General features: G+C 59.6%; 28 protein-coding genes and 1 tRNA gene. 18 read left to right on the forward strand and 11 right to left on the reverse strand.

What is annotated here, in order from left to right; all coding sequences use genetic code 11:
- Positions 1 to 69: 69 nt before the first annotated feature.
- Both FZZ88_RS07640 and tatC read left to right on the forward strand, forming a co-directional pair.
- Positions 70 to 1,749, forward strand: coding sequence for an NFACT family protein (locus tag FZZ88_RS07640; protein ID WP_166017651.1), 1,680 nt, complete (start codon positions 70 to 72; stop codon positions 1,747 to 1,749).
- Positions 1,750 to 1,874: 125 nt separating this feature from the next.
- Positions 1,875 to 2,579 carry a twin-arginine translocase subunit TatC gene (gene tatC / locus FZZ88_RS07645; RefSeq protein ID WP_206339220.1) on the forward strand — a complete coding sequence of 235 codons (705 nt, stop codon included), beginning with the start codon at positions 1,875 to 1,877 and terminating at the stop codon, positions 2,577 to 2,579.
- On the opposite strand, the gene FZZ88_RS07650 is transcribed toward tatC, so the two are convergent.
- Positions 2,560 to 2,919 carry a DUF3067 family protein gene (locus FZZ88_RS07650; protein ID WP_226398343.1) on the reverse strand — a complete coding sequence of 120 codons (360 nt, stop codon included), beginning with the start codon at positions 2,917 to 2,919 and terminating at the stop codon, positions 2,560 to 2,562. The genes tatC and FZZ88_RS07650 overlap by 20 nt on opposite strands.
- Positions 2,920 to 3,023: 104 nt before the next feature.
- Here FZZ88_RS07650 and petC point away from each other — a divergent pair, with 104 nt between their 5' ends.
- From petC to FZZ88_RS07680, 6 genes are all read left to right on the forward strand, one after another.
- Positions 3,024 to 3,560 carry a cytochrome b6-f complex iron-sulfur subunit gene (petC, locus tag FZZ88_RS07655; protein WP_115024049.1) on the forward strand — a complete coding sequence of 179 codons (537 nt, stop codon included), beginning with the start codon at positions 3,024 to 3,026 and terminating at the stop codon, positions 3,558 to 3,560.
- Positions 3,561 to 3,598: 38 nt separating this feature from the next.
- Entirely contained in the window at positions 3,599 to 4,534 is a 936-nt protein-coding gene (gene petA / locus FZZ88_RS07660) for a cytochrome f (protein ID WP_166017426.1), read from the forward strand.
- Positions 4,535 to 4,539: 5 nt separating this feature from the next.
- The gene (gene lgt / locus FZZ88_RS07665; protein ID WP_166017427.1) at positions 4,540 to 5,418 is read left to right on the forward strand and encodes a prolipoprotein diacylglyceryl transferase; all 879 of its coding nucleotides are present in this window, start codon (positions 4,540 to 4,542) and stop codon (positions 5,416 to 5,418) included.
- The gene (gene cobM / locus FZZ88_RS07670) at positions 5,415 to 6,176 is read left to right on the forward strand and encodes a precorrin-4 C(11)-methyltransferase (protein ID WP_166017428.1); all 762 of its coding nucleotides are present in this window, start codon (positions 5,415 to 5,417) and stop codon (positions 6,174 to 6,176) included. The genes lgt and cobM overlap by 4 nt, the downstream gene beginning before the upstream one ends.
- 25 nt (positions 6,177 to 6,201) lie before the next feature.
- A tRNA-Val gene (locus FZZ88_RS07675) sits at positions 6,202 to 6,273 on the forward strand.
- A 99-nt stretch (positions 6,274 to 6,372) separates the two neighbouring features.
- The gene (locus FZZ88_RS07680) at positions 6,373 to 7,164 is read left to right on the forward strand and encodes a RodZ family helix-turn-helix domain-containing protein (RefSeq protein ID WP_166017429.1); all 792 of its coding nucleotides are present in this window, start codon (positions 6,373 to 6,375) and stop codon (positions 7,162 to 7,164) included.
- On the opposite strand, the gene FZZ88_RS07685 is transcribed toward FZZ88_RS07680, so the two are convergent.
- Complete coding sequence (locus FZZ88_RS07685; protein WP_166017652.1) at positions 7,148 to 8,785, reverse strand: Ppx/GppA phosphatase family protein; 1,638 nt, start codon at positions 8,783 to 8,785, stop codon at positions 7,148 to 7,150. The genes FZZ88_RS07680 and FZZ88_RS07685 overlap by 17 nt on opposite strands.
- 87 nt (positions 8,786 to 8,872) lie before the next feature.
- Here FZZ88_RS07685 and FZZ88_RS07690 point away from each other — a divergent pair, with 87 nt between their 5' ends.
- Complete coding sequence (locus FZZ88_RS07690; RefSeq protein ID WP_166017430.1) at positions 8,873 to 9,766, forward strand: 4-hydroxybenzoate polyprenyltransferase; 894 nt, start codon at positions 8,873 to 8,875, stop codon at positions 9,764 to 9,766.
- Positions 9,754 to 10,650 (forward strand): LD-carboxypeptidase, encoded by an 897-nt coding sequence (locus FZZ88_RS07695; protein ID WP_166017431.1) that lies wholly within the window; start codon positions 9,754 to 9,756, stop codon positions 10,648 to 10,650. Before FZZ88_RS07690 ends, FZZ88_RS07695 begins: the two co-directional genes overlap by 13 nt.
- Here the strand turns inward: FZZ88_RS07695 and ispD are convergent.
- Positions 10,634 to 11,314 (reverse strand): 2-C-methyl-D-erythritol 4-phosphate cytidylyltransferase, encoded by a 681-nt coding sequence (ispD, locus tag FZZ88_RS07700; RefSeq protein ID WP_166017653.1) that lies wholly within the window; start codon positions 11,312 to 11,314, stop codon positions 10,634 to 10,636. The two genes, FZZ88_RS07695 and ispD, sit on opposite strands and share 17 nt — an antisense overlap.
- A 72-nt stretch (positions 11,315 to 11,386) precedes the next feature.
- On the opposite strand from ispD, the gene FZZ88_RS07705 reads away from it, so the two are divergent.
- The 3 genes from FZZ88_RS07705 to fabG are packed head-to-tail and all read left to right on the forward strand — an operon-like array spanning position 11,387 to position 14,086.
- The gene (locus FZZ88_RS07705; RefSeq protein ID WP_166017432.1) at positions 11,387 to 12,220 is read left to right on the forward strand and encodes a glycosyltransferase family 9 protein; all 834 of its coding nucleotides are present in this window, start codon (positions 11,387 to 11,389) and stop codon (positions 12,218 to 12,220) included.
- A gap of 10 nt (positions 12,221 to 12,230) precedes the next feature.
- Entirely contained in the window at positions 12,231 to 13,286 is a 1,056-nt protein-coding gene (locus FZZ88_RS07710) for a TrkA family potassium uptake protein (RefSeq protein WP_166017433.1), read from the forward strand.
- 47 nt (positions 13,287 to 13,333) lie between these two features.
- Positions 13,334 to 14,086, forward strand: a complete 753-nt coding sequence (gene fabG / locus FZZ88_RS07715; RefSeq protein WP_166017434.1) for a 3-oxoacyl-[acyl-carrier-protein] reductase — start codon at positions 13,334 to 13,336, stop codon at positions 14,084 to 14,086.
- Between the two features lie 9 nt (positions 14,087 to 14,095).
- Here fabG and FZZ88_RS07720 read toward each other — a convergent pair whose 3' ends face one another.
- Entirely contained in the window at positions 14,096 to 14,272 is a 177-nt protein-coding gene (locus FZZ88_RS07720) for a hypothetical protein (RefSeq protein WP_166017435.1), read from the reverse strand.
- Between the two features lie 130 nt (positions 14,273 to 14,402).
- Here FZZ88_RS07720 and groL point away from each other — a divergent pair, with 130 nt between their 5' ends.
- Entirely contained in the window at positions 14,403 to 16,091 is a 1,689-nt protein-coding gene (gene groL / locus FZZ88_RS07725; RefSeq protein WP_166017436.1) for a chaperonin GroEL, read from the forward strand.
- Here groL and FZZ88_RS07730 read toward each other — a convergent pair whose 3' ends face one another.
- Genes FZZ88_RS07730 through FZZ88_RS07755 form a run of 6 tightly spaced genes read right to left on the reverse strand, consistent with a single transcriptional unit; the run spans position 16,092 to position 21,185 of the window.
- Positions 16,092 to 16,781, reverse strand: a complete 690-nt coding sequence (locus tag FZZ88_RS07730) for an N-acetylmannosamine-6-phosphate 2-epimerase (protein ID WP_166017437.1) — start codon at positions 16,779 to 16,781, stop codon at positions 16,092 to 16,094.
- 5 nt (positions 16,782 to 16,786) lie between these two features.
- Entirely contained in the window at positions 16,787 to 17,347 is a 561-nt protein-coding gene (locus FZZ88_RS07735; protein ID WP_166017438.1) for a hypothetical protein, read from the reverse strand.
- 4 nt (positions 17,348 to 17,351) lie between these two features.
- A complete protein-coding gene (locus tag FZZ88_RS07740) occupies positions 17,352 to 18,206 on the reverse strand; it encodes an ABC transporter permease (RefSeq protein WP_166017439.1) in 855 nt (284 codons plus the stop codon).
- A 9-nt stretch (positions 18,207 to 18,215) separates the two neighbouring features.
- Complete coding sequence (locus FZZ88_RS07745) at positions 18,216 to 19,229, reverse strand: ATP-binding cassette domain-containing protein (RefSeq protein ID WP_166017440.1); 1,014 nt, start codon at positions 19,227 to 19,229, stop codon at positions 18,216 to 18,218.
- 50 nt (positions 19,230 to 19,279) lie between these two features.
- Positions 19,280 to 20,263 (reverse strand): heme o synthase, encoded by a 984-nt coding sequence (locus tag FZZ88_RS07750; RefSeq protein WP_166017441.1) that lies wholly within the window; start codon positions 20,261 to 20,263, stop codon positions 19,280 to 19,282.
- Positions 20,256 to 21,185: a COX15/CtaA family protein gene (locus FZZ88_RS07755; protein ID WP_166017442.1), complete on the reverse strand. Its 930-nt coding sequence runs from the start codon at positions 21,183 to 21,185 to the stop codon at positions 20,256 to 20,258. The genes FZZ88_RS07750 and FZZ88_RS07755 overlap by 8 nt, the downstream gene beginning before the upstream one ends.
- Before the next feature lie 202 nt (positions 21,186 to 21,387).
- On the opposite strand from FZZ88_RS07755, the gene FZZ88_RS07760 reads away from it, so the two are divergent.
- Genes FZZ88_RS07760 through FZZ88_RS07775 form a run of 4 tightly spaced genes read left to right on the forward strand, consistent with a single transcriptional unit; the run spans position 21,388 to position 24,909 of the window.
- Positions 21,388 to 22,218, forward strand: a complete 831-nt coding sequence (locus tag FZZ88_RS07760) for a cytochrome c oxidase subunit II (RefSeq protein ID WP_166017443.1) — start codon at positions 21,388 to 21,390, stop codon at positions 22,216 to 22,218.
- Between the two features lies 1 nt (position 22,219).
- Positions 22,220 to 23,887, forward strand: a complete 1,668-nt coding sequence (gene ctaD, locus FZZ88_RS07765; RefSeq protein ID WP_166017444.1) for a cytochrome c oxidase subunit I — start codon at positions 22,220 to 22,222, stop codon at positions 23,885 to 23,887.
- Complete coding sequence (locus FZZ88_RS07770; RefSeq protein ID WP_166017445.1) at positions 23,884 to 24,483, forward strand: cytochrome c oxidase subunit 3; 600 nt, start codon at positions 23,884 to 23,886, stop codon at positions 24,481 to 24,483. The genes ctaD and FZZ88_RS07770 overlap by 4 nt, the downstream gene beginning before the upstream one ends.
- Positions 24,484 to 24,537: 54 nt before the next feature.
- Positions 24,538 to 24,909, forward strand: coding sequence for an AbrB-like transcriptional regulator (locus FZZ88_RS07775; protein WP_166017446.1), 372 nt, complete (start codon positions 24,538 to 24,540; stop codon positions 24,907 to 24,909).
- Here FZZ88_RS07775 and FZZ88_RS07780 read toward each other — a convergent pair.
- A complete protein-coding gene (locus FZZ88_RS07780) occupies positions 24,894 to 25,547 on the reverse strand; it encodes a riboflavin synthase (RefSeq protein ID WP_166017447.1) in 654 nt (217 codons plus the stop codon). The genes FZZ88_RS07775 and FZZ88_RS07780 overlap by 16 nt on opposite strands.
- Positions 25,548 to 25,566: the final 19 nt, after the last annotated feature.

A 25,566-nucleotide genomic window follows, 5' to 3' on the forward strand; every position in this document is an offset into this window, starting at 1 on the left:
TCAGCAGAGTAGGAAGCTCCACTGCCGCACCCGGTGCTCCCGGTGATCGCCTCCACCAGCCTTCAGCCCATGGATCTCACCACGCTTCGCGCGGTGCTCTGGGATCTGCGTCCAAGGCTGGTGCCCAGCCGTTTCGAAAAGGCCCAACAACCTGACCCGGGAACGATTCAACTGGGCTGTCGCAGCCTGAAAGGGATGGTATGGCTGGAACTCAGCTGGCAAGCCGAGGCCCCTCGGCTGGTCGAGGTCAACCCTCCCCCGCGCAGCGGCAGCGGCAGCACCTTCGCACAACAGTTGCAGCACAGCCTCCGCCAGCTGGCTCTCGTCGAACTCCACCAGAGCGGATTTGAACGAGTCGTGGAATTCCGTTTCGCCCAGCGTCCGGGTGAACCGATTCACAGGATCCTCGTGCTTGAGCTGATGGGCAGGCACAGCAACCTGCTGCTCCTCGATGAGCAACGCCGCATCATTGCTCTGGGAAGACAGGTTCGTGAGCATCAATCCCGCGTGCGCCCTCTCTCAACCGGTGATTCCTACAGCCCACCACCAACCCTTCAGGGCTTGGCACCCGATCGAACGGAAAGCTTTGAACGCTGGCAGGCTCGACTCTCTCTCGTCCCGATTCCCCTGCGCAAGGCCTTTCAGCAGACCTACCAGGGCATTAGTCCAGCCCTGGCAGCACAGCTCGCCGGTGACGACCTGAACAAACCTGTGGACACCCTGGAGACCAACCAGTGGCGAGACCTCTATGAACGCTGGTGTCTCTGGTTGGACCAACTCCAACTTGAACAGTTCGCCCTAGTGGTTGAAAACGACGGGAGCTACAGGGTGTGGGGATCTCCCGATGCTGATGTCAACGCACAACCCTCGCTAGCTCTCAAGCTGGGTTCTCTTCACCAGCAGTGCCTGGAATATCGCGCCTTGGCCAGGGTCAGCCATGAGCTACGACAACGCTTGGAGCGATGGCGCAGCAAAGAACAGACCGCCCACGATGACCAACGCCATCGCCTCGAGGCCACTGACGGACACGGGGTCCTTCAGAGCCAGGCGGATGCTCTCCTCTGCCTTGGCAACCCAAGCCGAGACCAGGTGGATGAAGCCCAATCGCTGTATCGCCGTGCCAAAAAATTGCGACGATCACGCCCGATCCTCGAGCAACGGCTTGAGCACCATCAGCAACGTCTTCAACTGATCACTGAGAGCGAAACGTTTATCGAGGATCAACTGAGCGCGGAATGGCAGGACTACAAGGCACGACTCTCCGCCCTGAATGAGCTGCGGGAGGAGCTCGAACAACTGTTGAAGCCCAAGGAGCGCCGTCGCGACGCTCGACTACAGCGTCGACAAGATCAGCCCAGTCCTTTGGAACTGATCACCCCGGGACGGCTCACGGTTCAGGTGGGGCGAAACCATCGCCAGAACGACTGGATTTCGCTTCGCCAGGCCCGAAGCGGTGACCTCTGGTTCCATGCCCAGGAATGTCCAGGAAGTCATGTGGTGCTGAAAAGCTCCAACGGACTTGCCGACGAAGCAGATCTGGCCATGGCGACGGATCTGGCCGCCTATTTCAGTCGAGCTCGTGGCAACAAGCAGGTGGCAGTGGTGATGGTTCCAACCGATCAACTGCAAAGGATTCCCGGTGCCGCCCCAGGCACAGTGCGCCATGGTCAAGCTGAAATCCGCTGGGGTGAGCCCCAGCGAGCGGAACAACGGCTGCTTGCCCCTAGCCTGAGCCCACAATCGGGCTGACCTGTTGCGCCGCCCGACCCGCGTCCGTGTCTGAGCGCCCCGACGGTCCCCCAGCCTTGCAGCCACCACCACCCATTCGCATTGGGAGGGCTCCTGGTGATGCTGATCTGCCGAATGAGGTGGAGATGCCCCTGGTGGACCACCTGGAAGAACTGCGTCAACGCGTGCTGCGCAGCCTGTTGGCCGTAGTGATCGGTGCGCTGGCCTGCCTACTGGGCGTCAAGCCGCTGGTGCGGCTGCTCGAGGCGCCAGCCAGCGGCATTCATTTCCTCCAGCTCGCCCCAGGCGAGTTTCTGTTCGTCTCGCTCAAGGTGGCCGGTTATGCCGGACTCACCTTGGCCCTTCCCTATGTGCTGTTCCAAATCCTGGCTTTCGTTCTGCCAGGCCTGACAGTCCGCGAACGGCGCCTGATAGCCCCCGCCGTTGCTGGGTCAGCTGTTCTCTTCATGGCTGGCTTGGCTTTCGCCTGGTGGGCCCTCGTGCCGGCCGCACTGCGTTTTCTCGTGAGCTACGGCGCAGATGTCGTTGAGCCGCTTTGGTCAATCGAGCGCTACTTGGACTTTGTTCTTCTGCTGATGCTGGCGACCGGGCTGGCGTTTCAGCTGCCGGTACTGCAGCTGCTCCTGGGTGCCCTGAGGCTGGTGCGCTGGCGGCCGATGCTTGGCGCCTGGCGCTGGGTTGTGCTGGGATCCGCCCTTGCTGGAGCCGTGCTGACGCCGTCCACGGATCCCATCACGATGTTGCTACTCGCTGGAGCCATCACGGCGCTGTTTCTGATCGGAGTTGGCCTGGTGGCTCTGACCGAATCGCTCAGACCAGAAACTCCTTGATCAGCGTTTCAGCCTCTGGTCCTGACGCCTGCAGCGGAAGACTCAGCGCCTTGCCCAGACGCGGTTTATCACGGGTGGAAGCGAGCCAATCCCGCACCTCACCCGCCAAACCAAGACGATTCACAACATCCAACACTTCACCGAGATGCTGCCGATAGGCCTCGAGGTCCATTTGAAACGACTGTTGCTCCAGATAGGCCCACATCACCTGGAGGTACAAACGGCGGCGTCGAACCACCAGTTGAAGGTCGTAGGTAGCCCGCCAGCGCTGGCGTAGACAGCCAATCACCTCATCGACGCTGATTGGCGGCTGGGGCACGGCGTTGGTGATTTCAAGCACAGAAGCTGATGCGGCAGGTACAGGAAGACACCAGTCGTTGCAAAGCTTGACAGGCACTTAAGCATCCATAATGGTCGGCAATCCGAGCTGGATGAACGTCCGCCATGACCCAACTCTCCTCGAGCGATGTGCCCGGAATGGGTCGTCGGCAATTCATGAATCTGCTGACGTTTGGCTCCGTGACCGGTGTGGCCCTTGGAGCCCTTTATCCGGTGGCGAACTACTTCATCCCCCCCAAGGCCGCTGGCAGCGGTGGTGGCACCAGCGCCAAGGATGAGCTGGGCAATGCGATCACAGCCAGTGGCTGGCTTGCCAGCCACCCCGAAGGTGATCGCAGCCTTGTTCAGGGACTCAAAGGCGATCCGACCTACCTCATTGTTGAAGGTGAAGACGCCATCGGCAGCTACGGCATCAATGCCATCTGCACCCACCTCGGCTGTGTCGTTCCTTGGAACAGCGGTGCAAATAAGTTCATGTGTCCATGCCATGGCAGCCAATACGACGCCACCGGCAAGGTGGTCCGTGGCCCTGCCCCTCTCTCCTTGGCCCTGGCCAACGTCAGCGTTGAGAACGACAACGTGTTCATGAGCCAGTGGACCGAAACCGATTTCCGAACTGGTGATAAGCCCTGGTGGGCCTGATCTTTCCCTCCCCTACGCCTGCATCCCCTCACCGTCCCATGCGTCGTTACCTCTCGCTTCTCCTTGGATCGCTGGTCATCGGACTGGCCCTGCTAATTGCCCCGTCAGCCAGCTGGGCATACCCCTTCTGGGCTCAACAAAACTACGAAAGCCCCCGGGAAGCCACCGGCAAAATTGTTTGCGCCAACTGCCACCTGGCCAAAAAGCTGACCCAGGCCGAAGTTCCCCAATCAGTTCTACCTGACAGCGTCTTCACCGCCAGCGTCAAGATTCCCTATGAGCAGGGTCTTCAGGAAATCGGAGCCGACGGAAGCGATGTAGGCCTCCAGGTCGGCGCCGTTGTGATGCTTCCCGATGGCTTCACCCTCGCCCCTCAGGACCGCTGGACCGATGAGATCAAGGAGGAAACGGAAGGGGTCTACTTCACTCAATACAGCGAAGACCAACCGAACATCCTGCTGGTGGGCCCGATTCCCGGTGACCAGCACCAGGAAGTTGTCTTCCCTGTTCTCTCCCCTGATCCAGCCACCGACAGCAACATCCACTTCGGTAAGTACCAGATCCACGTCGGTGGCAACCGCGGTCGCGGCCAGGTTTATCCAACCGGTGAAAAGAGCAACAACACCATCTTCACTGCACCAGCAAGCGGCACCATCGCCTCTATCGAGCCCGGTGATAACGGCGCGAGCGTGGTCAGCATCACTACGGCAGATGGCGAAAGCGTGAGCGAAACCATTCCAGTCGGGCCCGAAGTTCTGGTCAAGGCTGGTGACAGCATCGAAGCGGGAGCTGCTCTGACCGATGACCCCAATGTGGGCGGCTTCGGTCAAGTGGATGCAGAAATTGTTCTCCAGAACCCCGTTCGCATCTACGGAATGCTTGCTTTCTTCGCCGCTGTGGCGCTCGCACAGATCATGTTGGTGCTGAAGAAAAGGCAGATTGAGAAAGTTCAGGCAGCTGAAGCCAACTTCTGATTTCTATGGCTGTTGAAGCCCTGTTTCCCCTGGCGACATTTCAGTCGCCAGGGGAATTTTTGCCTCAAACCGAAAACTGGTTTCTGCCGCTTCGGTGGTACGGCCTGCTCATTGCCACGGCAGTGCTGATCGGCTTGAACCTCTCGAGTCGCCTGGCGAAGCTCCGACATCTTGAGAACGGCTTAATCAGCGATCTGCTGCCTGTGCTGGTGCTGTTTTCCGTCATCGGGGCACGCATCTACTACGTGGCATTTGAGTGGCACAACTACGCATCGCACCCGCTCAAGGCCCTTGCCATATGGGAGGGAGGGATCGCCATCCACGGCGCTTTGCTTGCAGGAACACTCACGCTGATCCTGTTCTGCCGCTGGCGCAAACAACCCTTCTGGGATGTCCTTGACGTTCTGGTTCCTTCTGTGGCCTTGGGGCAGGCCATCGGTCGCTGGGGGAACTTCTTCAATTCTGAGGCATTTGGCGTTCCAACAGATCTGCCGTGGAAGCTGTTCATACCAGTGCAGAGCCGCCCGGTTACTTACGGCACTTCGGAATTTTTCCACCCGACATTTCTCTATGAATCAGTGTGGAATCTGCTGCTCTTCGCAGTCCTGCTGCTGCTCTTCCGCCGCGGCATGAAGTCCCCAGGGATCCTCCCAGCGGGCGCTATGAGCTGCGTTTACTTGGTCGGTTACAGCCTTGGCCGCGTCTGGATTGAAGGTCTTCGCATCGATCCCCTCTGCATCGGCTCACTTCCCCCCGCATGCGAAGGGGGCATCCGCATCGCCCAACTGATGAGTTGCACGTTGGTCGCTCTCGGCGGGATCGGGCTTTGGTGGCTATATGGACGAAAGCGACCCCTGCCTGATCCATCAGGCCAACGCAGTTGAGTCAAGTTGTCAGTTTCGTTGGAGCAGGCCCAGGTGCTCCAGACCTGCTTACCCTTCGCGCTGCTGAACGGCTCAAACGGGCTGAGGTTCTCGTCTGGACAGATTCCTTGGTGTGTCCTGCAATCACCGATCTGGCTCCAGCCGATTGCGAACGGATCCGCACCAGCACGACAACGCTCGAAGAGCTGATCCCTTTGCTCATCGCTCGCTACCGCCATGGCAAAAGGGTGGTCCGGCTCCATGACGGCGATACGGCGCTCTACAGCGCCATCAATGAACAGATCTGTGCCTTGGGTGACGCAGACATCCCCGTGGAGGTGGTGCCTGGAATCAGTGCCTACCAAGCCGCAGCAGCTGGACTCGCTAGCGAACTCACGCTTCCAGGAGTGGTGCAGACCATCGTGCTCAGTCGCGCCGGAGGACGCACCGGCGTGCCGGAACGGGAAGAGCTCGACAGGTTGGCAACCCTGCGCGCCAGCCTTTGCATTTACCTCAGCGCAAGACATGTCGAGGAGGTGCAAACCACCCTTCTGGATCACTACCCAGCCGACACTCCCGTGGCGATCGGACATCGGGTGAGCTGGCCTGATCAAATGCTCACGGTGGTCCCTTTGAGGGAGATGGCTGCGACCAGTCGAGAACGCAATCTGATTCGAACCACGCTTTATTTGGTGAGTCCTGCTCTCGCCGGTGGCCCTCAACGCTCACGTCTCTACTCCCCTGACCACGACCACCTGTTCCGTCCGAAAACCCAATAGGCGGTGGTTTAAGATCGATTTGTGCGGGCGATTAGCACAGTGGTAGCGCACTTCCTTCACACGGAAGGGGTCACTGGTTCGAATCCAGTATCGCCCATATTTTTTGCTGCCATCGAGTCTTGGGGTTCACCAAGGGGCTGACTGAATTATCAATTGGGCTTAAGTTTCGCCAGGAACTAGGTCGACTTACTCATCCATGCACGAGCGGAGTCTTACGGAAGACCAGAGCAAAGATGCGGGCCTGGTCCAAGTGGGGCGACAGTTGGCTGAAGCACGGTCTGGAGCCGGGCTAACACAGGACCAGCTGGCCAGCCAGATGCACATGGGAGTGGAGCAACTCATCGCACTCGAACGAGGCGATCAAGACGCACTGCCAGAACCTGTCTTTATTAAAGCCATGGTGCGTCGGCTCAGCTCCCATCTGGGTTTAGATGCCGACGCCATGGTGCAGGCTATCGGCCCCCTCTCCACCAGCAAGACCAAACAGCAGGCTCCTGGACCCACAACTCGAGGAATCGCCCCGCAGAAACAGGAAAGAGTCAACCTTCTCCCTCTTGTAGCCCTAGCCGGTTTGACAGGCCTGGGGGTGGTTGTGTGGAGCAACGCTTCAGAACTTTCGCGCTTCGCCCAAGGGTTGAGACCTGCGAGTCGAACGCTCGTCGTGAACGAGCCGGCTTCGCCTCCTGAAGCCAAAACAGATGTCGAATTGGAGGGTGAGCTTGAGTCACTCATCGTCCCAGCGCCGCCGACAGCGCAAACAGGTCTCACGATCAGCAGCAGCGAACCCAGCTGGATCGCCCTGCGTCGTGAGGGGATTGTGGAATTCGAAGGGCTTCTGCACGGTGAACGCAGGATTGAAGATCCAGAGCTGGTTGAGATCTACGCCGGCCGGCCCGATCTCGTGCAGCTGACGTCGCCAAACACTGAAACAAGAACCCTTGGGGCTGTTGACGACATCCGCTGGATCCGACTCAATCCTGAACTCTGATGCGCAGATCGACCCCGACGGCCTCCCGTACGACCTCAGCGCAGCTCTGCAAACTCCACTGCTCAAGACTGACGTTCTGGTTCACCCGCTCGCGAACGATCTCCAGATGCAGGACTCCTTTCACTGCATGAATGCGCAGTGCTGAGATCACTGGTTCTGGCCTGCGATCCAGAGCAGCAGCCAAGCGCAGCAAGATGGCCATCTGATTTACGCAACGACGGTTTTCTCGGGTCGCCAGGACCTGCCACGACTCATGGCGCTTCTTGGGCAAGCTGCGGCGGTGATAGCGAGCAATCGCCGCCACCATCAGATGTTCCGCTTCTGAATAGCCCAGCAGTTCACCATGGCGAATCAAGTACCAAGAATGCTTGTGGTAAGCGCTGATGTTGATGTGCTGGCCACAGGTATGCAGCATGGCTGCAGCCCAAAGCAGTTCGCGGCCTTCGCCACTGTCGTCATGCATCACCCCCCGCGTGGCGTCGAACAGCTGGAGGGCATGGCTGGCGACCCGTTCTGCCCTGCTCTGATTCACCGCGAAACGCTGCACCTGATGAATCACGGTGCGTTGTCGAATGCTGCTCTGAAAGCTGAAGCGATCCTCCAGAAGACCGTGACGAAGCATCCAATCGACGATGAGACCTTCCCTGAGGGCCCGTTCACTGAGGACTAGGTCGTCAGCACCAAGCATCTGCATGGTGGTTTGCAGAATCAGCGCACCGGGAACAATGATTTCGGCCCGCCGATCATTGATGGGAGTCAAATCCCGCCGTTGAGCAGGGGTCATCGTGATTAAGCGATCGACCACCTGGTCCAGACGCCGCCGGGTGAGTCGATACCCGTGAAGCTTGCGCGGTGGACGCTCCTCTTGACTCGCCGCGAGAGAACCAATGGCCATCGCCGTACCGCTGGTTGCCACCAGAACAGGTGTTTCACCGGGTTTGATCCTGCGACGCACTTTGTCGACCGCAGGTTCCAGAGATCCCTGAATGAACGCCTGCAGAAACGATCGACGTTTTGGGGGCATCGGATCTTCTTTGATGAAGTCCCGCTGAAGACGCACAGCCCCGACACGGGTGCTTGTGAGGGCGCGGGCATCGCGACCATCCGCAAGGATCAGTTCAGTGGAGCCTCCTCCAATATCGAGCAAAAGATGCGGACGATCGCCAAAAGGCATTCCTGAAAGCACACCCAAATAGATCAGCCGGGCCTCTTCAGGGCCACTGACCAGATCCACATCCATCCCGAGGTCATCGAGGATGGTTTGGAGAAAATCACGGCCATTGGGGGCTTCTCGGACGGCACTCGTCGCCGCCGTAACGATCTGCTCAACTTGATGACTAGCGGCGAGATCCCTGAACTGGCGTAGGGTTTCATACCCTCGTTGCATCGCCGCCGCGGTCAGTTCACCGGTACCGGGATCACGCTCCCCCAGACGTGTGGTGACCTTTTCAGCCTGGATGATGCGAAAGGTGCGCAGCTTTGGATCAATGGCTGCGACCAGTAGATGGAAGGAATTCGTTCCGATATCGATCGCTGCAATTCGACGCAGATCTGCATTCGCCGCCTGGGGCAAACCGTTGTTCTGTTCCGATGGCTTGGCTGGGGCCTCGGCATCCAGCATCAACGTCAGAGAGGGAGGTAAATCCACTCTGCCACTCACAGCCGGAGCCATAAGACCCTGACTAGGGTTCTTCAAATCTCGTTGATTGTGATCAGCCGCTCTGCCCGTCTTCAGCCCTGGATTGAACTGCTCCGCTGGAACAAACCCACCGGACGGCTGATCCTGTTGATCCCAGCGGGCTGGGCCCTCTGGCTGAATCCAGCAGCCCCCCCCGGGCTTGTACTGATCCTGCAGATCCTGGTGGGAGGCCTGGCCGTGAGCGGTGCAGGCTGCATCGCCAATGACCTGTGGGACCAGAGGTTCGACGGCAAGGTGGAACGCACGAAAGGCCGTCCTCTAGCCAGAGGCGTCCTGCAGCGAGGCCCAGCGTTGGTTTTGCTGCTGTCTTTGCTGGTCGTCAGCCTGGCTGTTGTCTTCAGTCTTCCGGCCACCAGTCTCAAAATCTGCCTGCCCTTGGCATGCATGGCCGTCCTACCGATCCTCGGATATCCGTCGGCGAAACGTTGGTTCCCCTTCCCCCAGGCCATCTTGGCGCTGTGCTGGGGCTTCGCGGTGCTGATCCCCTGGGCCGCTGCAACGGCCTCCTTGAGCTGGAGTCCTGCTCTGGTGTGCAGTTGGCTCGCGACCGTGGTCTGGACCTTTGGTTTCGACACGGTCTATGCCATGGCCGACCGTCGTGACGACGCCAGCCTCGGCCTGCGCAGCAGCGCCTTGAGCCTCGGATCCCGAGTGGTGCCTGTGGTGCGGGGCTGCTATCTGGTGACAGCGATCGCTCTCGCCTTTGCAGCTTGGTCGGCTCAGATCCCAGCACCGTTCTGGCCCTTCTGGGTGATTGCCAGCATCTTCATGCAGATCAGTTGCAACCCCCTGAACAACCAGAACGCCTCCATGGGCACCTACGGACGGCACTTTTCACAACAGGTCCAGGCTGGAACCCTGCTTTGGCTCGGACTTGTTCTGGCCAGGGGATGGGGAGCGTGAGGCGTGTCACCCTGGCGGCTCCGCTGCGAGAAGGAGACCGTGTGGCCTGCGTCGCCGCCAGTTCAGCACTGCAAGACGACATCAAGCTGCAGCAGGGCATTGCTGTTCTGCAGAGCTGGGGCCTCAACGTTCAACCCCAAACCTTGGCCACACGACGGTGGGGCTACTTCGCCGGTCGGGACGAGGCGCGCTACGCCGATCTGCATCCTGTCGAAGCCGCGGCGCTTCTCGCCTGTGCCCGCGGTGGTTGGGGTGCTGCACGGCTGCTGGAGCAGCCCATCAGCTGGCAGAGCGGCTGGTTGCTGGGCTTCTCCGATGTCACAGCCCTGCTCTGGGCCCGCCAGGCAGCAGGGTTCGCTGGCGGCATCCATGGCCCTTTGCTGACAACGCTTGCAGAGGAGCCGGACTGGAGTCGTGACCGATTGCGCAACCTGCTCTTCGGTCAAACCGTCCCGGCACTACAAGGACGTGGTGGTGGCGGAGGGGTGGCGACAGGCCCCCTGCTCGCGGCGAATCTGACCGTCGCCACCCACCTGCTGGGGAGCCGCTTCGTCCCCCCCCTCGAGGGAGCCATTTTGGTGCTGGAAGATGTCGGGGAGGCCCCCTACCGGATTGATCGGATGCTGACCCAATGGAGGCTCAATGGCAGTCTGCAAGGCTTGGCAGGTCTCGGGTTTGGCAATTTCGAAGGGTGCGGAGATGAACCGCGAGATGCCTCGGAATGCTTCAACCTCGAGCAGGTTCTTGAAGACCGCACTGCCGACCTCGGCATTCCCAGGGTGATGGACCTGCCCGTTGGTCACCGAGCAGGCAACGCTGCGCTGCCCATAGGAGAGATGGCACGCCTCGACGGCCAGACAGGCCTGCTCAGCTTGCTGACCTGAGGGCGAGAACCGCCTCCGCCACGGTGAGGTCAAACGGCGTTGTGACCTTGATGTTGGCAGGTCCAGCATCCAAGACCTGCACAGGCCAACCAAGACGCTCGTACAACGACGCGTCGTCGGTCACCGTCCAGCCCTGAGCCACCGCCTCAGCGTGACCGCGACGCAGCTGATCGACGGCAAAGCCCTGCGGTGTCTGCGCCGCCCAGAGCTCCGATCGGTCAGGCGTGTCTCGAATCAAACCATCGGATCCCACACGTTTGATCGTGTCACTGACCGGTGTTGCGGCAATCAGGGCCGTGCCGGCCTCAACGGCAGCAGCACAACGGTCAAATAAATCCGGTTCAGCCAAACAGCGGGCTCCGTCATGAATCAAGACATGGCGGGCCTGCTCCGGCAGTCCCGCCAGACCACACAGAACCGACTCCTGCCGAGTGCTGCCCCCTTGAATCCATTGCACCGGCTTGCTGGGTGCATCCAGCACGGAGAGGATGGCGTCTCGATCGACCTCTTGGCCGACGATGCCGATCCACTCAATCCGCTCAGAGCGCAAGGCCGCCTCAAGGGTCCAGGCAATGACAGGGCGTCCGGCCAACGGCAAAAGCAGCTTGTTCCGATCCGCACCCATGCGCCGACCGCTTCCTGCCGCAGCAATCAACAGATGCACAAGCGACTCCTGCCGCGGGCAGGCGTAAACGACCTCCATAAAATCAGTTCGCACCATGGATGGCGGCGCTGCATGCGAGTTCTTGCCCTAAGCCCGGGTTCGCTCGAAGACCAGCTGGACCGTCTACCAGCACTGGCCGAGATCTGCCAAAAGCTCAACGCCACGTTGCAGGTGGCGTGTGATCCTCAGCAGGCAGCCCCTTGGAAGCTCTTGCCATGCCTCGAAAAGCTGTTGCCGTTCAGTTTCGAGGCCAACCCCACCCTTGCGGACTGGGCCAATCTGCTCGGTTGTGTGCGGGAACCTGACTTCCAGGTGTGCATCAACTTTGCTGAAGGTCAACAGGTCAACCTGATGCTGTCGATGAGTCATATCCCCAAACGGCTGGGATCTGAAGGGTTTGCCTGCACCGACAGGCTCAGTATCGACCAGGGCTGGACTGCGCAGCGTCTGGCTCCTTACCTCCAGGCCCTGGGCCTTGAACTAAAGGCTGATCAGTTCCGCTTGCCCCTGGCGGGCGATGTGCTCGATGAAGCCCGAGAAGCATTGCCCCGCGGTGATGGTCCTCTGCTGCTGCTGTCCCCAACAGGCCAAGGTCATGACTGGCCTGCAGCCGAATGGCACAAGCTTCCAGAAACCATCAAAAGCCGCCTACCGGCGCTGCGCAGCATGGTGCTTCCGGCGAAACTCAGCCTGGCCAAGCGTGCAGCCCTGATTGCCTGTGCCGATGTCGTGCTCAGCAGCTGCCCAATTTCACAGCGCCTGGCGACCTATTGCGGCACACCCCTTGTTGCCCTTGGAGCAGCAGCAATGGACCTCCCCGAGCGCGCTGAGATCCGCTGTCTCGCCCGCCCTGATGAGCTCACCACGCTGAAGAGCAGTGAAGTTCTGACGGCTCTCGGTTTCTGAAGGACGTCCAATGAGGCGCCGCAGAGCCAGAGGTCACCTGAAGCTGATCACAGCTCCATGGCGGGGCCCCATCAGTGCCCTCAGTGCCGTGATCTTCGCCGGTGCCCTGGGATATCGGATCACGGAGGGCTGGGACTGGGGCGATTGCCTCTGGATGGTGCTGATCACGATCAGCACCATCGGCTACGGCGAAGTGGAAGCCCTTTCACCCCAAGGGCGCCTGGTCACCGTGCTGATCGTGGTTGGTGGATTGGTGGTTGTTCAACTGGCCATCCAACGCGTTCTCGGGTTGAAGGACTCGGGATATTTCCTCAAACTGCGTGAATTCCGCTTTCACCGCATGCTGGAAAGCATGCACGACCATGTGATTCTTTGCGGCTACGGCCGTATCGGGCAGGAAATCGCGGCCCAGCTCCAAAGCGATGGGGTGTCTCTCGTGGTGATCGAGACGGATCCCAACCGAAGGGCTGTGGCTGAAATGAAGGGGATGCGTGTGCTGCAGGCAGATGCAACCTTGGACGAAACGTTGTTGGACGCAGGGCTCGAACGCTGCTGCAGCCTGGTTGCAGCCCTTCCGAGCGACGCCTCCAATCTCTATGTGATCCTCAGCGCCAAGGATCTACGACCGAATTGCCGCTTGATTGCCCGCGCAAATAGCGATGAAGCCGCCTCGAAGCTGCGTCTAGCCGGCGCCACTGTGGTGGTCAGTCCCTATGTGGCTGGTGGTCGCGTGATGGCGGCTTCGGCTCTGCGGCCCCTGGCACTCAACTTCATGGAGCTTCTGGCCGGCTCCGATTACGAGATCGAGGAATTCCAGCTGAGTCACGACCCCCTTCACCTGATGGAGATTCGTGGGCGCAGCCTGTCTGAACTGGAGCTGGGCCGCCGCAGTGGGGCGATGGTGCTAGCGATCCGGGAAAAGGGAAAGCTGATCGCCAATCCAGGCGGAGACACTCAGATGGCACCGGGACAGCTGTTGATCGTGCTGGGGAGCAAGACCCAACTCGCCACCTTTCAAGCGTTGCTTGGGGAGGCCGTCGACACAATTGAAACCATGCCGGGTTGAGGTTGATGACGGCGGCTCCGTACGATCCTGCGATCAAAGGTTCCTCCATGTCTCCCAGCGCTTCTCTTGCCGGTCAGACCGCCCTGGTGACAGGAGGAGGTCGCGGCATCGGCCGGGCCATCGCCCTAGCCCTGGGTGAAGTGGGTGCAGAAGTCGTTGTGAACTACTCCAATTCCGCCGCTGCAGCGGACGAGGTGGTCGCTGCGATCACTGCCGCAGGGGGCCAGGCCTATGCCCTGCAAGCCAATGTGTCTGTCGAGGCAGAGGTGGATGGCCTGATCAAACAGGTGCTTGAACGCAGTGGGCGCCTGGATGTGTTGGTGAACAACGCCGGCATCACACGGGACGGCCTGCTGATGCGGATGAAAACCGACGATTGGCAAGCAGTGATCGACCTCAATCTCAGTGGTGTTTTCCTCTGCACGAGGGCTGTGGCACGCCCGATGCTGAAGCAGAAAAGTGGCCGCATCATCAACATCACCTCTGTTGTGGGGCTCATGGGCAACGCTGGCCAGGCCAACTACGCCGCCGCCAAAGCCGGCGTTATCGGTCTGACCCGCAGCACCGCGAAGGAGCTCGCCAGCCGTGGCATCACCGTGAATGCAGTAGCTCCAGGCTTCATCGCCACGGACATGACCAAGGATCTCGATGCGGAGGGCATCCTCAAGGACATCCCGCTGGGAACCTTCGGCACCCAGGAGCAGGTGGCCGGTGCTGTGCGCTTTCTTGCTGCCGACCCAGCCGCGGCCTACATCACAGGCCAAGTGCTGCAGGTGGACGGCGGCATGGTGATGGCCTGACCGAGGAGATCAGGGATCAAGGGGTTGGGCCAATTGATCACGCAAGCGGCGGATGCGCTGGAGCAGACGAAGGCGACGGCTGCGGGCTGTCGCTGTCAAAAAAATGCGCAAGGGGACGTAAACCAGGGCCATTGAGCCCGCCAGCCCCGCCATCAGGACAAAAAAGAGCGCTCCCGATTCAGCCATGACCGGACCCTAATGAGTTCGTTTCCAGGAGGCATCCAGGCGACTCGAACCATTCGGCTTTCCCCACCACAAGACCTCTCCACGGGCGCCACATCGCTATGGGACAGTGACCAACGGCGTCCCCGCGACTATGGCCAAACTCCTTTCTTTCTCTGACGAATCCCGCAGCGCCCTTGAGCGGGGTGTTGACGCACTCGCCGATGCAGTGCGCGTCACGATCGGCCCCCGAGGTCGCAACGTAGTGCTCGAAAAGAAATTCGGCGCACCCGACATCGTCAACGACGGCGACTCGATCGCACGCGAAATCGAACTGGATGATCCGTTCGAGAACCTCGGCGCCAAGCTGATGCAGCAGGTGTCATCAAAGACCAAAGACAAAGCCGGAGACGGCACCACGACCGCAACCATCCTGGCTCAGGCCATGGTGCGGGAAGGACTTCGCAACACAGCTGCTGGCGCAAGCCCCGTGGAACTCCGCCGTGGCATGGAGAAAGCAGCAGCACAGATTGTTGCGGGACTGGGCGAGCGAAGCCAGGCCGTCGCCGGCGATGCCATTCGTCAGGTAGCCACGGTGAGCTCCGGGGGTGACGAAGAAGTCGGCCAGATGATTGCGGAGGCGATGGACAAGGTGAGCACCGATGGGGTGATCACTGTTGAGGAATCGAAATCCTTGGCAACGGAACTCGAAATCACCGAAGGCATGGCCTTCGACCGCGGCTACAGCTCCCCTTACTTCGTCACTGATCCCGATCGTCAGGTCTGTGAATTCGAAAACCCACTGATCCTGGTGACAGATCGCAAAATCAGCACGATCACAGATCTGGTCCCCGTGCTGGAGACCGTTCAAAAAAGTGGATCACCTCTGTTGATCCTCTCGGAAGAAGTGGAAGGCGAGGCTCTGGCAACGCTTGTGATGAACAAGAGCCGTGGGGTTCTGCAGGTGGCCGCTGTTCGGGCTCCCTCATTCGGAGAACGTCGCAAGGCAGCCCTCGCCGATATCGCCATCCTCACCGGCGGAACGCTGATCAGCGAGGACAAGGCGATGACCCTCGACAAGGTGACCCTCGAGGATCTAGGCAAAGCGCGCCGCGTCACCATCAGCAAGGAGAGCACCACGATTGTCGCCACCGACGACCATCGCCAGGCCGTGAGCGAACGCGTTAGCGCGATCCGACGTGAGCTAGATGCCACCGAATCCGACTACGACCGCGAGAAGCTCAGTGAGCGGATCGCCAAGCTGGCCGGTGGCGTTGCCGTGATCAAGGTCGGTGCCCCGACGGAAACGGAATTGAAGAACCGCAAACTGAGGATCGAGGATGCCCTGAATGCAACCCGTGCCGCCATCGAAGAGGGCATTGTCACGGGAGGCGGCAGCACATTGCTGCAACTTGCTGACAGCCTGGACTCGCTGGCGGCATCCCTCAACAGCGACCAACGCACCGGTGTTGAGATTGTTCAACGGGCGCTAACCGCACCGATTCATCAGATCGCCACCAATGCGGGGCAGAACGGCGACGTTGTGATCGCGGGCATGCGCAGCAGTGGCCAGGGATTCAACGCCCTCAGTGGGGCTTATGAAGACCTGATGGCTGCAGGCATCGTCGACGCCGCGAAGGTGGTGCGCCTGGCTGTGCAGGATTCGATTTCGATCGCTTCCCTGCTGATCACCACCGAGGTTGTGATCGCCGACAAGCCAGAACCCCCAGCACCTGCGCCTGCCGGCGACGGCGACCCCATGGGTGGCATGGGCGGTATGGGTGGCATGGGCATGCCTGGCATGGGTGGAATGGGTGGAATGGGCATGCCCGGGATGATGTGATCAGCTGATCATTCCCTTGCGATAAGCGGTCACCTGGAGATCCACTCCGGTGATCGCCGTCCCAACGACCACGGTGTCTGCACCGGCCTGCAACGCTGAACGGGCGTCGGCCGGTGAGGAAATTCCCCCCTCACAGATCAGGCGCACAGAGCTGGGAAGGTCTGCGCGGAGCTGGGGAAGAAGATCAAGCGCAGGGGGTCGTTGCTGCACTGTCGCCTCGGTGTAGCCGTAGAGCGTGGTTCCAACCCAGTCACAGCCCAGTTCAGCCGCCCGCAGACCGTTCTCGAGCGAATCCACATCAGCCATGAGGGGAGCCCGCAGCTCATCGCGGGTGCGCTGAATCAACGCTGCCAGATCCTGCCCCGAAGGACGCTGTCGGGCTGTGGCATCAATGGCGATCACATCGGCGCCTGCAGACCACACCGCCTGAATCTCCTTCCAACCCGGAGTGATGTACACGGCGCTGTCGGGAAAGGTGCACTTCCAAAGGCCGATGATCAAGGCTTCCGGGCAGCGACGACGCACCGCACCAATGTGCTCAGGGCTTTCCAGGCGCACGCCCACCGCACCATTGCGCAAGGCGGCATCTGCCATGGCAGCGATCACATCGGGATCGCGCATCGGCGATCCCTGGGGTGCCTGGACCGAAACGATCAGCCCCTGATCCAGGGATTCAGGGTTCGGAATCATGGTGTTCAGGCAGCCTTCTGGAAACCGTCATCCTCCCGACGCGGGAGCCAGCGCCGAAGCGAACGCGGTGTCGTGATGGGGGGAGCCGGAACAGGACCAGCAGTGAAGCTCTGTTTGAGAGCCGTCCGATCAACCAACGCCTCTTCCTCGGCTACGTCCTCTTCCTCGGCTACGTCCTCTTCCTCTGCCACGACCTCTTCCTCGGCTAGTAGCTCTTCCGCAATCACCAATTCCTCCTCAGCCACGACCTCTTCCTCAATCACCAATTCTTCCACTGCCACGGTTTCAGAAGCGAAGGAAGGCTCCTCAGCAACCGACATCGGCAACGGTTCAAAAGCAGGAGCCACGCTGGCATCAACTGCTGTGGGGCTGAACTCACGATCAGAGACCGTCGGCTCAGGCAAGCTCAGGTCAAGATCAGCAGAGCTGTTAAAGCCATAGCGGTGAACCCACTGACTAATCAGGCGCAAAAGCAAGACCTCATCGCTTGTGGTCCTGGCCTCCTGGATCTGAAGGGCCAGAGCATTCTGTCGACGCGACGGCTGCTGAAACGGAGAAGAAAGCACGGATTCAGGAGAGTTTGCGGTTGAGCAGCGGGCGAATCACAAGGAACAGCCCGATGGTGAGGAGCAGCAGGATCAGCAAGCAAGTGGTGCCGGTGACATTCCCGTAGGGGGCCTCCAACAAAACTGCCGACAGGTCCAAAGGACCTTGGTAGGCCGCTCGAATGGGTTCAATCGCGAAGGTAAGAGGATTCAAGGCCGCAAGCCACCCCAGCCAGGTCGGCATGAAGGACAAAGGAGCCAGGGCCGTGCTGGCGAAGAGCAAGGGCAAGTTGGCCACAAAAATTACGGCGATCAACTCGATGTGGCCCGGCAACGCGAACGCCAATCCAAGGCTGAGCGCTGTCACGGCAAAAACCAGGAGCAGCAGCGTCACCAACACCAAGATCAGGCCGCTGACGCCAGGCCACCCGTAGCCGAGCAGGGCTGCCGTCCCCATGATGACCAAACTCTGAAGCAGGCTGAGGGCGGTGATGTAGATCACCGACGCCAGCACGATGGAACTGCGGCTTCGCAGGGGTGCCACAAGCAAACGATTGAGGAAGCCGAATTCGCGGTCAAACATCACCGGTAGGCCGGCGTTCAGGGCACCGCTGAATGCCGTGAAAACAATGACTCCGGCGCCAAGAAAACGGCCATAGCTCATCCCACCTGGCAGTAGACCCTCGGGGGCATTAGCGAAAAGCGCGCCGAACAGAATCAGCCAGATCAATGGTTGCAGAATCCCAGCGATCAAGGTCGAGGGACGACGCATCAACTGAAGAAACAAACGCCGGGTGAGGGCCCACGTCTCCTGGCTGAGCTCAGCAAAGGCTCCGGATTGCTGCTGCTGGAGAGCAATTGATGCTGTGGGGGAGGTCATCATTGGCACTCAACGCATGGATTGACGCTTTTCCTTCTTGACGTCGCGCTGGCCTGCGATGGCCAGTTCAGCATCCATCAGGGTGCGTCCTGTTGCCTGAAGGTAGACATCATCGAGGCTTGGACGGCTCTGGGCCAAGGCAAAGACAGGGAGGCCTGCACCATCAAGGGTGTGACGAAGCTGGTCGATCACAGGCCCACCTTCAATCACCAGGTTGAGGGAAAACCCCTGAGCTCGGTTCACCACCACCTCAAGCACCCCATTCAGCGGTTCAAGCAGCGCACGCACCTTGGCCGCCTCTTCAGCAGTGCTGAACTCTCGGACCCGGAGGGTGACGCGATCACCCCCAAGCCTTTGCTTGAGCTGGTCCGGAGTGCCTTCAGCTATCACCCGACCGTCATCGATGATCGCCATCTGATCAGCAAGTGCCTCCACCTCTTCCAGGTAGTGACTGCTCAGAAGAACAGTGGTGCCCTCCTGAACCAGCTGACGCAACAGTTGCCAGATGGCACTCCTGCTCTCGATGTCCAATCCAACGGTGGGTTCATCAAGCACGAGCAACCGGGGACAGTGCAGCAAACCTGCCGCCAGATCGAGCCGCCGACGCATGCCACCGGAATAGGTACCGCAGCGGCGATCAATCCAGTCGCCCATGGCGAGGCGTTCAATCAGATCAGCAATTCGGGTCTCGCGATCCTTCCGCTGCAAGTGATATAGATCACCTTGAAGCTGCAGCAGTTCTCGACCGCTCAGGATCTTGTCAATAGCTACCTCTTGGGCCACATAACCCATGAGTTGGCGGACGGCTCTTGGCTCCGCCAACCCGTCTACACCGCCCACACGCACGGAACCGCCATCGGGGGCGAGCAGGGTGGCCAGAATGCGCATGGCCGTTGTTTTACCGGCACCATTCGGGCCAAGAAGCCCGTAGAGGCACCCTTCAGGAACGGTGAGATCAAGCTCACATAGAGCCGTAACCGAGCCGTAGGCCTTGGAAATCTTCCGCAGTTCAATCAACGCCATCAGGCACCGTCAGGGACATCCTCGGGCAATCCAGGGAATCTAAAGAGTGTTCATTGAATCCCCATGAGCAGGGAGAGAAGCTGCATCACCTGGTAAGCAAAGCCTGATGCAAGATCCGTTCGACTGAGAATCAGCAGCAGGCACAGACCGAACAGGTAAAGAATCGACCAACGGAACAGAGCCTTGGCATTCAGAAGGCTGTCGGGATCAAGAGAAAGTCGGTCGACGAGCTGCAGCAGCCGACCGTTGTAGGGAAGCAGCATCAGACCGTAGAAGACACCACCGGAGGGCAGGGCGAACACTCCCAAACCGCTCAGCAGGACGGTGATCCAGCCGTAGGTCTTGATCGCCCGCGCTGTCACCACAGGCCCTTTGACGACCGGCAGCATCGGAATACCAACAGCGCGGTAGTCCTCGCGCAACAACAGTGCCAACGCCCAGAAGTGGGCTGGCGTCCAGACCATCACAAGAGCGAACAGCCACCAGCCCCCGAGGCCAACATGACCGGTGGCGGCAGCAGCCCCCACAAGGGGTGGGATCGCCCCGGCAACGCCACCAATGACGATGTTCTGTGACGTCCGCGGCTTGAGCAGAGCTGTATAGAGCAGGACGTAACTGCAAAGACCGAGCAGGGACAGTCCGGCAGCGAGACAGTTCACGCCACTTACCAGCAACATCGCCGCTGCCAAAGTGCAGGCGATGGCTCCGGCGAACGCACTGGTGGGCGAAAGCCGGCCGGAGGGAAGCGCCCGACCGCTGGTACGAGCCATCCGGCCATCGAGATCCTGTTCCCAGAGGCAATTCAGCACTCCAGCGGCAGCTGAAGCGAGAGCTCCTCCACCCAGGGTGCACACCAGCCGCGGCGAGGAGAGGGGCCAGCCCTCACTGAGAGCCATTCCCCCCAGGGTGGTGGCAAGCAGCAGAGGGATGAGTCGCGGTTTGGCGACTTCCAGCCAGGCCGGAAGTTTCACCCGCTTGCGGGAGGGAACCACCTCCTCACGGGTCGGACGAACGATTGCTGTGAGTTCAGCCATGACAGGCCTCCAACGAGGTGTCGTCGAGAACGACGGAACGGGACGGTGAGGGGCGGCCCTCCGGAGATCGGACCAGAAGCGCCGCCATCAGGGCGATCAACAGGGCAGCCACGAGCTGGTGGGCAACGGTCACCGCGGGTTGTGAGAGACCGAGGCGAAGGGTGAGGACACCCAGCGCCACCTGAGTCAGCACCAGAAGAACCACCCCAGCAAGCCAGGGCCACTGGCGGCGGGCCCAACCACCAGCCAGCAGTGCCGCCCCCGCGAAGCCCAGCAGAACAACGGCCACCGGCATCGCCGTGACGCGATGGGAGAGAACCAGGTGACAGGCCTCGCCCCCAGCGAGGCAACGCTGCCCTGCCCAAGAGGTGGCTAGTCGACCACCGAGAAGACATTGGGCAAAGACCGACAACAGTCCAAGCAGTGCCGAGATGCGCCACCAGAGCGGAGCGGCGACGGCAGCGGGATGAAGCAGGCGTTGCGTCAACCCACTCAGCAGTGCAACAAGCGTGAGAGCAAGAGCCAAGTGGGCAGTCACGACATCCGATGGGAGCAGATGCGTCACCGTCAAAGCACCCAGCCCTCCCTGCATGGCCACAAGAACCATCAGGCCAGCCGCCAGCCAGGGCAGCCATGCAGGGAGCTGACGCCGTCGAACCGTCGTCGTCACAGCCATCACCACCAGGGCGATGCCAACGACGAAAGCGTCAAGGCGATGAAACCACTCCAGAAACACCTGAACATTCATCTGGCGACCCGGCAGAAATGAGCCAAAGCACAAAGGCCAGTCGGGACAGGCCAAGCCGGCCTCCATCACGCGCGTCGCACCACCGATCACCACCAAAGCGATCACGGCGACTACCAAGTGCGCCGATAACAAACCAAGATGTCGACGAAGGGTCGACATTGAAGAAAGGATCATCGAACAAGCTCCATCCGATGCAACCCAGAAGGGATTGCTCGGACCGTAGCGATGCAGAACATGGCGTCATGCTTTATGGCCATCTGCGAAACAAAAGGGGGAAAGATCATCCCCTTTCCCTGACAGAAATGAGGCCTTAACAATCACTTCATGGAGATACGCAGCCAGGCCCATACGCTAATGAAAACCTGGGATTCATCGGGTGCAGATCCCATCCGCCATTCTCACGTTAGTGATTGGGATGGTCCTTGCTTTGGGCGGTCTTTGGATCGGTCAGAACATCAACCTCCTTCCCATCGACGCGAGCGCGAACGCGCCAATTTACGACGAACTGTTTAAGGTTCTGTTCACGATTGGCAGCATTCTGTTTGTTGGAATTACTGGTCTTCTCGTCTTCAGCCTGATTCGATTCCGACGGCGAAGCGGTCAACTGGGTGATGGGTTAGCCATTGAGGGCAATCTTCCCCTTGAAATTTTCTGGACAGCAGTTCCAGCTGTTGTCGTGCTGTTTGTTGGCCTGTACAGCTACGACATCTACGACCGGATGGGTGGCATGGTTCCACTGGCCCATGACCACATGGGTGGGGCCCACGAGGAGCAGATCTGGGGAGGCATCAGTTCCGGATCGATTGACTCAGCGGCAGCAACGAATGTCCTACCCGTTGAAGTGACGGCCATGCAATTTGCCTTTCTCTTTCATTACCCAGAGGGAGATATCACTTCAGGCGAGCTTCATGTTCCATCCGATCGACCAATCACCCTTCGCATGGAAGCAAAAGATGTGATTCATGCATTTTGGGTCCCTGAATTTCGCTTGAAACAGGATGTCATTCCAGGCCAACCAACCCAGCTGAGCTTTACGCCAACCCGCACGGGACGCTATCCGATTGTTTGCGCCGAACTCTGTGGCCCTTACCACGGCGGAATGCGCTCCACCGTCGTGGTGGAAAGCCCAGAAGACTGGAACAACTGGTACAAACAAAACGCCAAAGCAGCACCGGAAGAAGAACCCATCAACATCGCGAATGCCTGACATGACCATCAGCCTGCCCCCTGAAACATCCAGTCCCCCACGTCTTCAACCCAGCGGATGGTTGCGGTATTTCAGCTTCAGCGTTGATCACAAGGTGATCGGGCTGCAGTACCTCGTTTGCGGCTTTGCTTTTTATCTCATTGGCGGAGCACTGGCGGGTGCGATTCGAACGGAACTCACCAGCCCCGTTTCCGACTTCATGGCACGGGATGTCTACAACCAGGTTTTAACCCTCCACGGCACTGTGATGATCTTCCTCTGGATCGTCCCTGTGGTGAATGGTGCCTTTGGGAACTATTTAATCCCTTTCTATGTTGGAGCGCGGGACATGGCTTTCCCACGCCTTAATGCTGTTGCATTTTGGTTGATTCCTCCAGCCGGATTAATGCTGATCACCAGCTATTTCCTAACGGGTGCTGCTCAATCTGGCTGGACCGCTTATCCACCCCTCAGCATCACGACGCCAGCCACAGGACAAGTCATCTGGATCCTGAGCGTGCTGCTGCTTGGCGGAAGCTCGATCTTCGGAGGCATTAATTTCATCGCCACCATTCTCAAGCTGCGTCGCCCCGGCCTGAAGTTGATGCAGCTACCCATGTATTGCTGGGCGATGTTGGGAACCAGCATTCTTGTGGTTCTCTCAACACCGGTTCTCGCCGGAACATTGGTGTTACTGAGTTTCGATATTGTTGCCCACACAGGATTTTTCAATCCAACCCTTGGAGGAAATGTTGTCGTCTACCAGCATCTGTTCTGGTTCTATTCCCACCCAGCCGTTTACATCATGGTCTTGCCAGCCTTTGGCTTGGTGAGCGAAATCTTGCCGGTTCATGCCCGCAAGCCGCTTTTCGGCTACGTGACCATGGTGTACTCGATCATGGCCATTGTTGTTTTGGGCCTGATCGTGTGGGCCCACCACATGTTTACCAGCGGAACACCTCCCTGGATGCGACTGTTTTTCACCATTGCAACAGCCTTCATTGCTGTTCCAACCGGAATTAAATTCTTTAATTGGTTGGCAACACTCTGGGGCGGACGCATCAGCCTTAACAGCGCCATGCTGTTTTCTTGCGGCTTCATTGTGAACTTCGTGCTTGGAGGCATCACAGGCGTCGCCTTGGCCCAGGTGCCTTTCGACATCCATGTCCACGACACCTACTTCGTCGTCGCTCATTTCCACTACATCGTCTTCGGTGGTTCGGTGTTTGTGATCTTCGCGTCGATTTACCACTGGTACCCCAAATTCACTGGCCGAATGCTGAATGAGGATCTTGGTCGGCTGCACTGTGCTCTCACCTTCATCGGTTTCAATCTGTGCTTCGGCCCGCAGCACTGGTTGGGCCTCAACGGCATGCCGCGACGCGTTGCTGAATACGACCCCCAATTCACCCTGATCAATCAGATCAGCTCCGTCGGAGCCCTGCTGATGGCCATCAGCACCCTGCCCTTCCTTTGGAATGTCATCCACAGTGCCCTGAGCGGCCATATCGCAGGAGACAACCCCTGGAAAGCGCTCACTCCCGAATGGCTGACCAGTTCTCCGCCACCAGTTGAAAACTGGATCGGCGAAGCCCCTCTCGTGGAAGAGCCCTATGGCTATGGCGTACCACCGGACGAGCTTGACCTCACCGCAACCAGCGGTCGTGACCTCTGGAGCAGCGGCAAATGACCACCACAGTGACCACCAAGGATCAGGACCACGGCCATACGGAGCATGCCGAGCATCCCGATCACCGCATGTTCGGCCTCGCCACATTTCTTGTGGCGGATGCCATGACTTTCGCCGGCTTCTTTGCGGCCTACCTCACCTTCAAAGCCGTGAACCCACTACCGGACGGGGCCATTTATGAACTTGAGCTGCCCCTACCGATCCTGAACACCGTTCTGCTGCTAGTGAGCAGTGCCACCTTCCACCGTGCCGGCCAGGCCATCCGCCAGGACGACCACAGGCGCTGCCGACGCTGGCTTCTGATCACCGCAGGCCTCGGACTGGCCTTTCTGGTGAGTCAGATGGTCGAATATTTCACGCTCCCCTTCGGCCTAACAGACAACCTCTTCGCCAGCACCTTTTTCGCCGCCACGGGATTTCATGGTCTCCATGTGACCCTCGGCGCACTGATGATCCTGATTGTCTGGTGGCAAGCGAGAGAACCGCAGGGCCGCGTGACGTCAGCCAACCACTTCCCCCTGGAGGCAGCGGAGTTGTACTGGCATTTCGTGGATGGGATCTGGGTGATTCTTTTCGTGATCCTTTATCTGCTCTGATCCCTTGCCTTGATTGGTGGGAATGGCCAGAATTCAATTGAATTAGATCCTGAAATGCTGGTCGGCAAGGAACTGCTCGACAAGGCCAGATCGCTCAGCAATCGGCCGGAAGACGACATCGCCCGCGGCTGTGGCTACGTCGGCCCGAGTGGACGTCTACTCAAAAAGAGTTTTTATCGCGCCCTGGTGGAGGCCAAAGCGGCAGCCCAGGGATGGCAATTGCCGAAAAGCAGTAGCAGCACTTCAGGCGGGAGTCGTGGTCGGCAGGCCGACTTCCGAACCCGTGTTCATGGCAATGGGAATCTTCTGATCGGCCACGCCTACACCCGTCGGCTCGGCCTTGAGCCTGGACAGGAATTCAAGATTGAGCTCCAGCGGGACTCCGGAATGATCGTTCTTCAGCAGATGGATCAGGACCAGCCGTGAGCGGCTAGCCAGTCGGATGTCAGGCCCTCCTCCGTGCTGCGGCCATCAGAAGCATCGGCATGGAGCAGACGCTCGGCATAACGGGCCAGTTGATCGGCTTCCAGATTCACGGTGTCTCCAACGGCCAGGTTCCTCAGGGTTGTTGCATCCCAGGTGTGGGGAATGACGGCGAGGGAGAAGGTGGCTCCATCCGCTGAACACTCCGCCACTGTGAGGCTGATGCCGTCCACAGCAATACTGGCCTTCTCACAGATGTAGCGGCCAAATCGGGCTTCAGACCAGCGGATCGACAGCGCCCAAGAATGGGGGAGGGTCTCCACACAGGTGACTTCACCGGTGGCATCCACATGGCCACTCACCAAATGCCCCCCGAGACGGTCGCTCAGCCGAAGCGCGGGCTCGAGGTTCACAGCTCCGCCTCGATCCGCTTTTCGTCCCAGCGTTGTGCGGCGCAGAGTCTCCTCACTCACATCAGCGCGGAAGCCATCCGCAAGCAGCTCAGCAGCCGTGAGGCAGACGCCATCAACGGCGACGCTATCGCCAAGCGCTAGGGGAGCAAAGGGAGCACAGCCCCAGACCACGACAGCCCCAGCACGACGCTCAATCCTTCCTACTGACTGCACCAGCCCGGTGAACATCGCTCGCAGCAGCTAAGTA

The organism is Synechococcus sp. PH41509, from assembly GCF_020514285.1.
Lineage (GTDB): Bacteria > Cyanobacteriota > Cyanobacteriia > PCC-6307 > Cyanobiaceae > Parasynechococcus.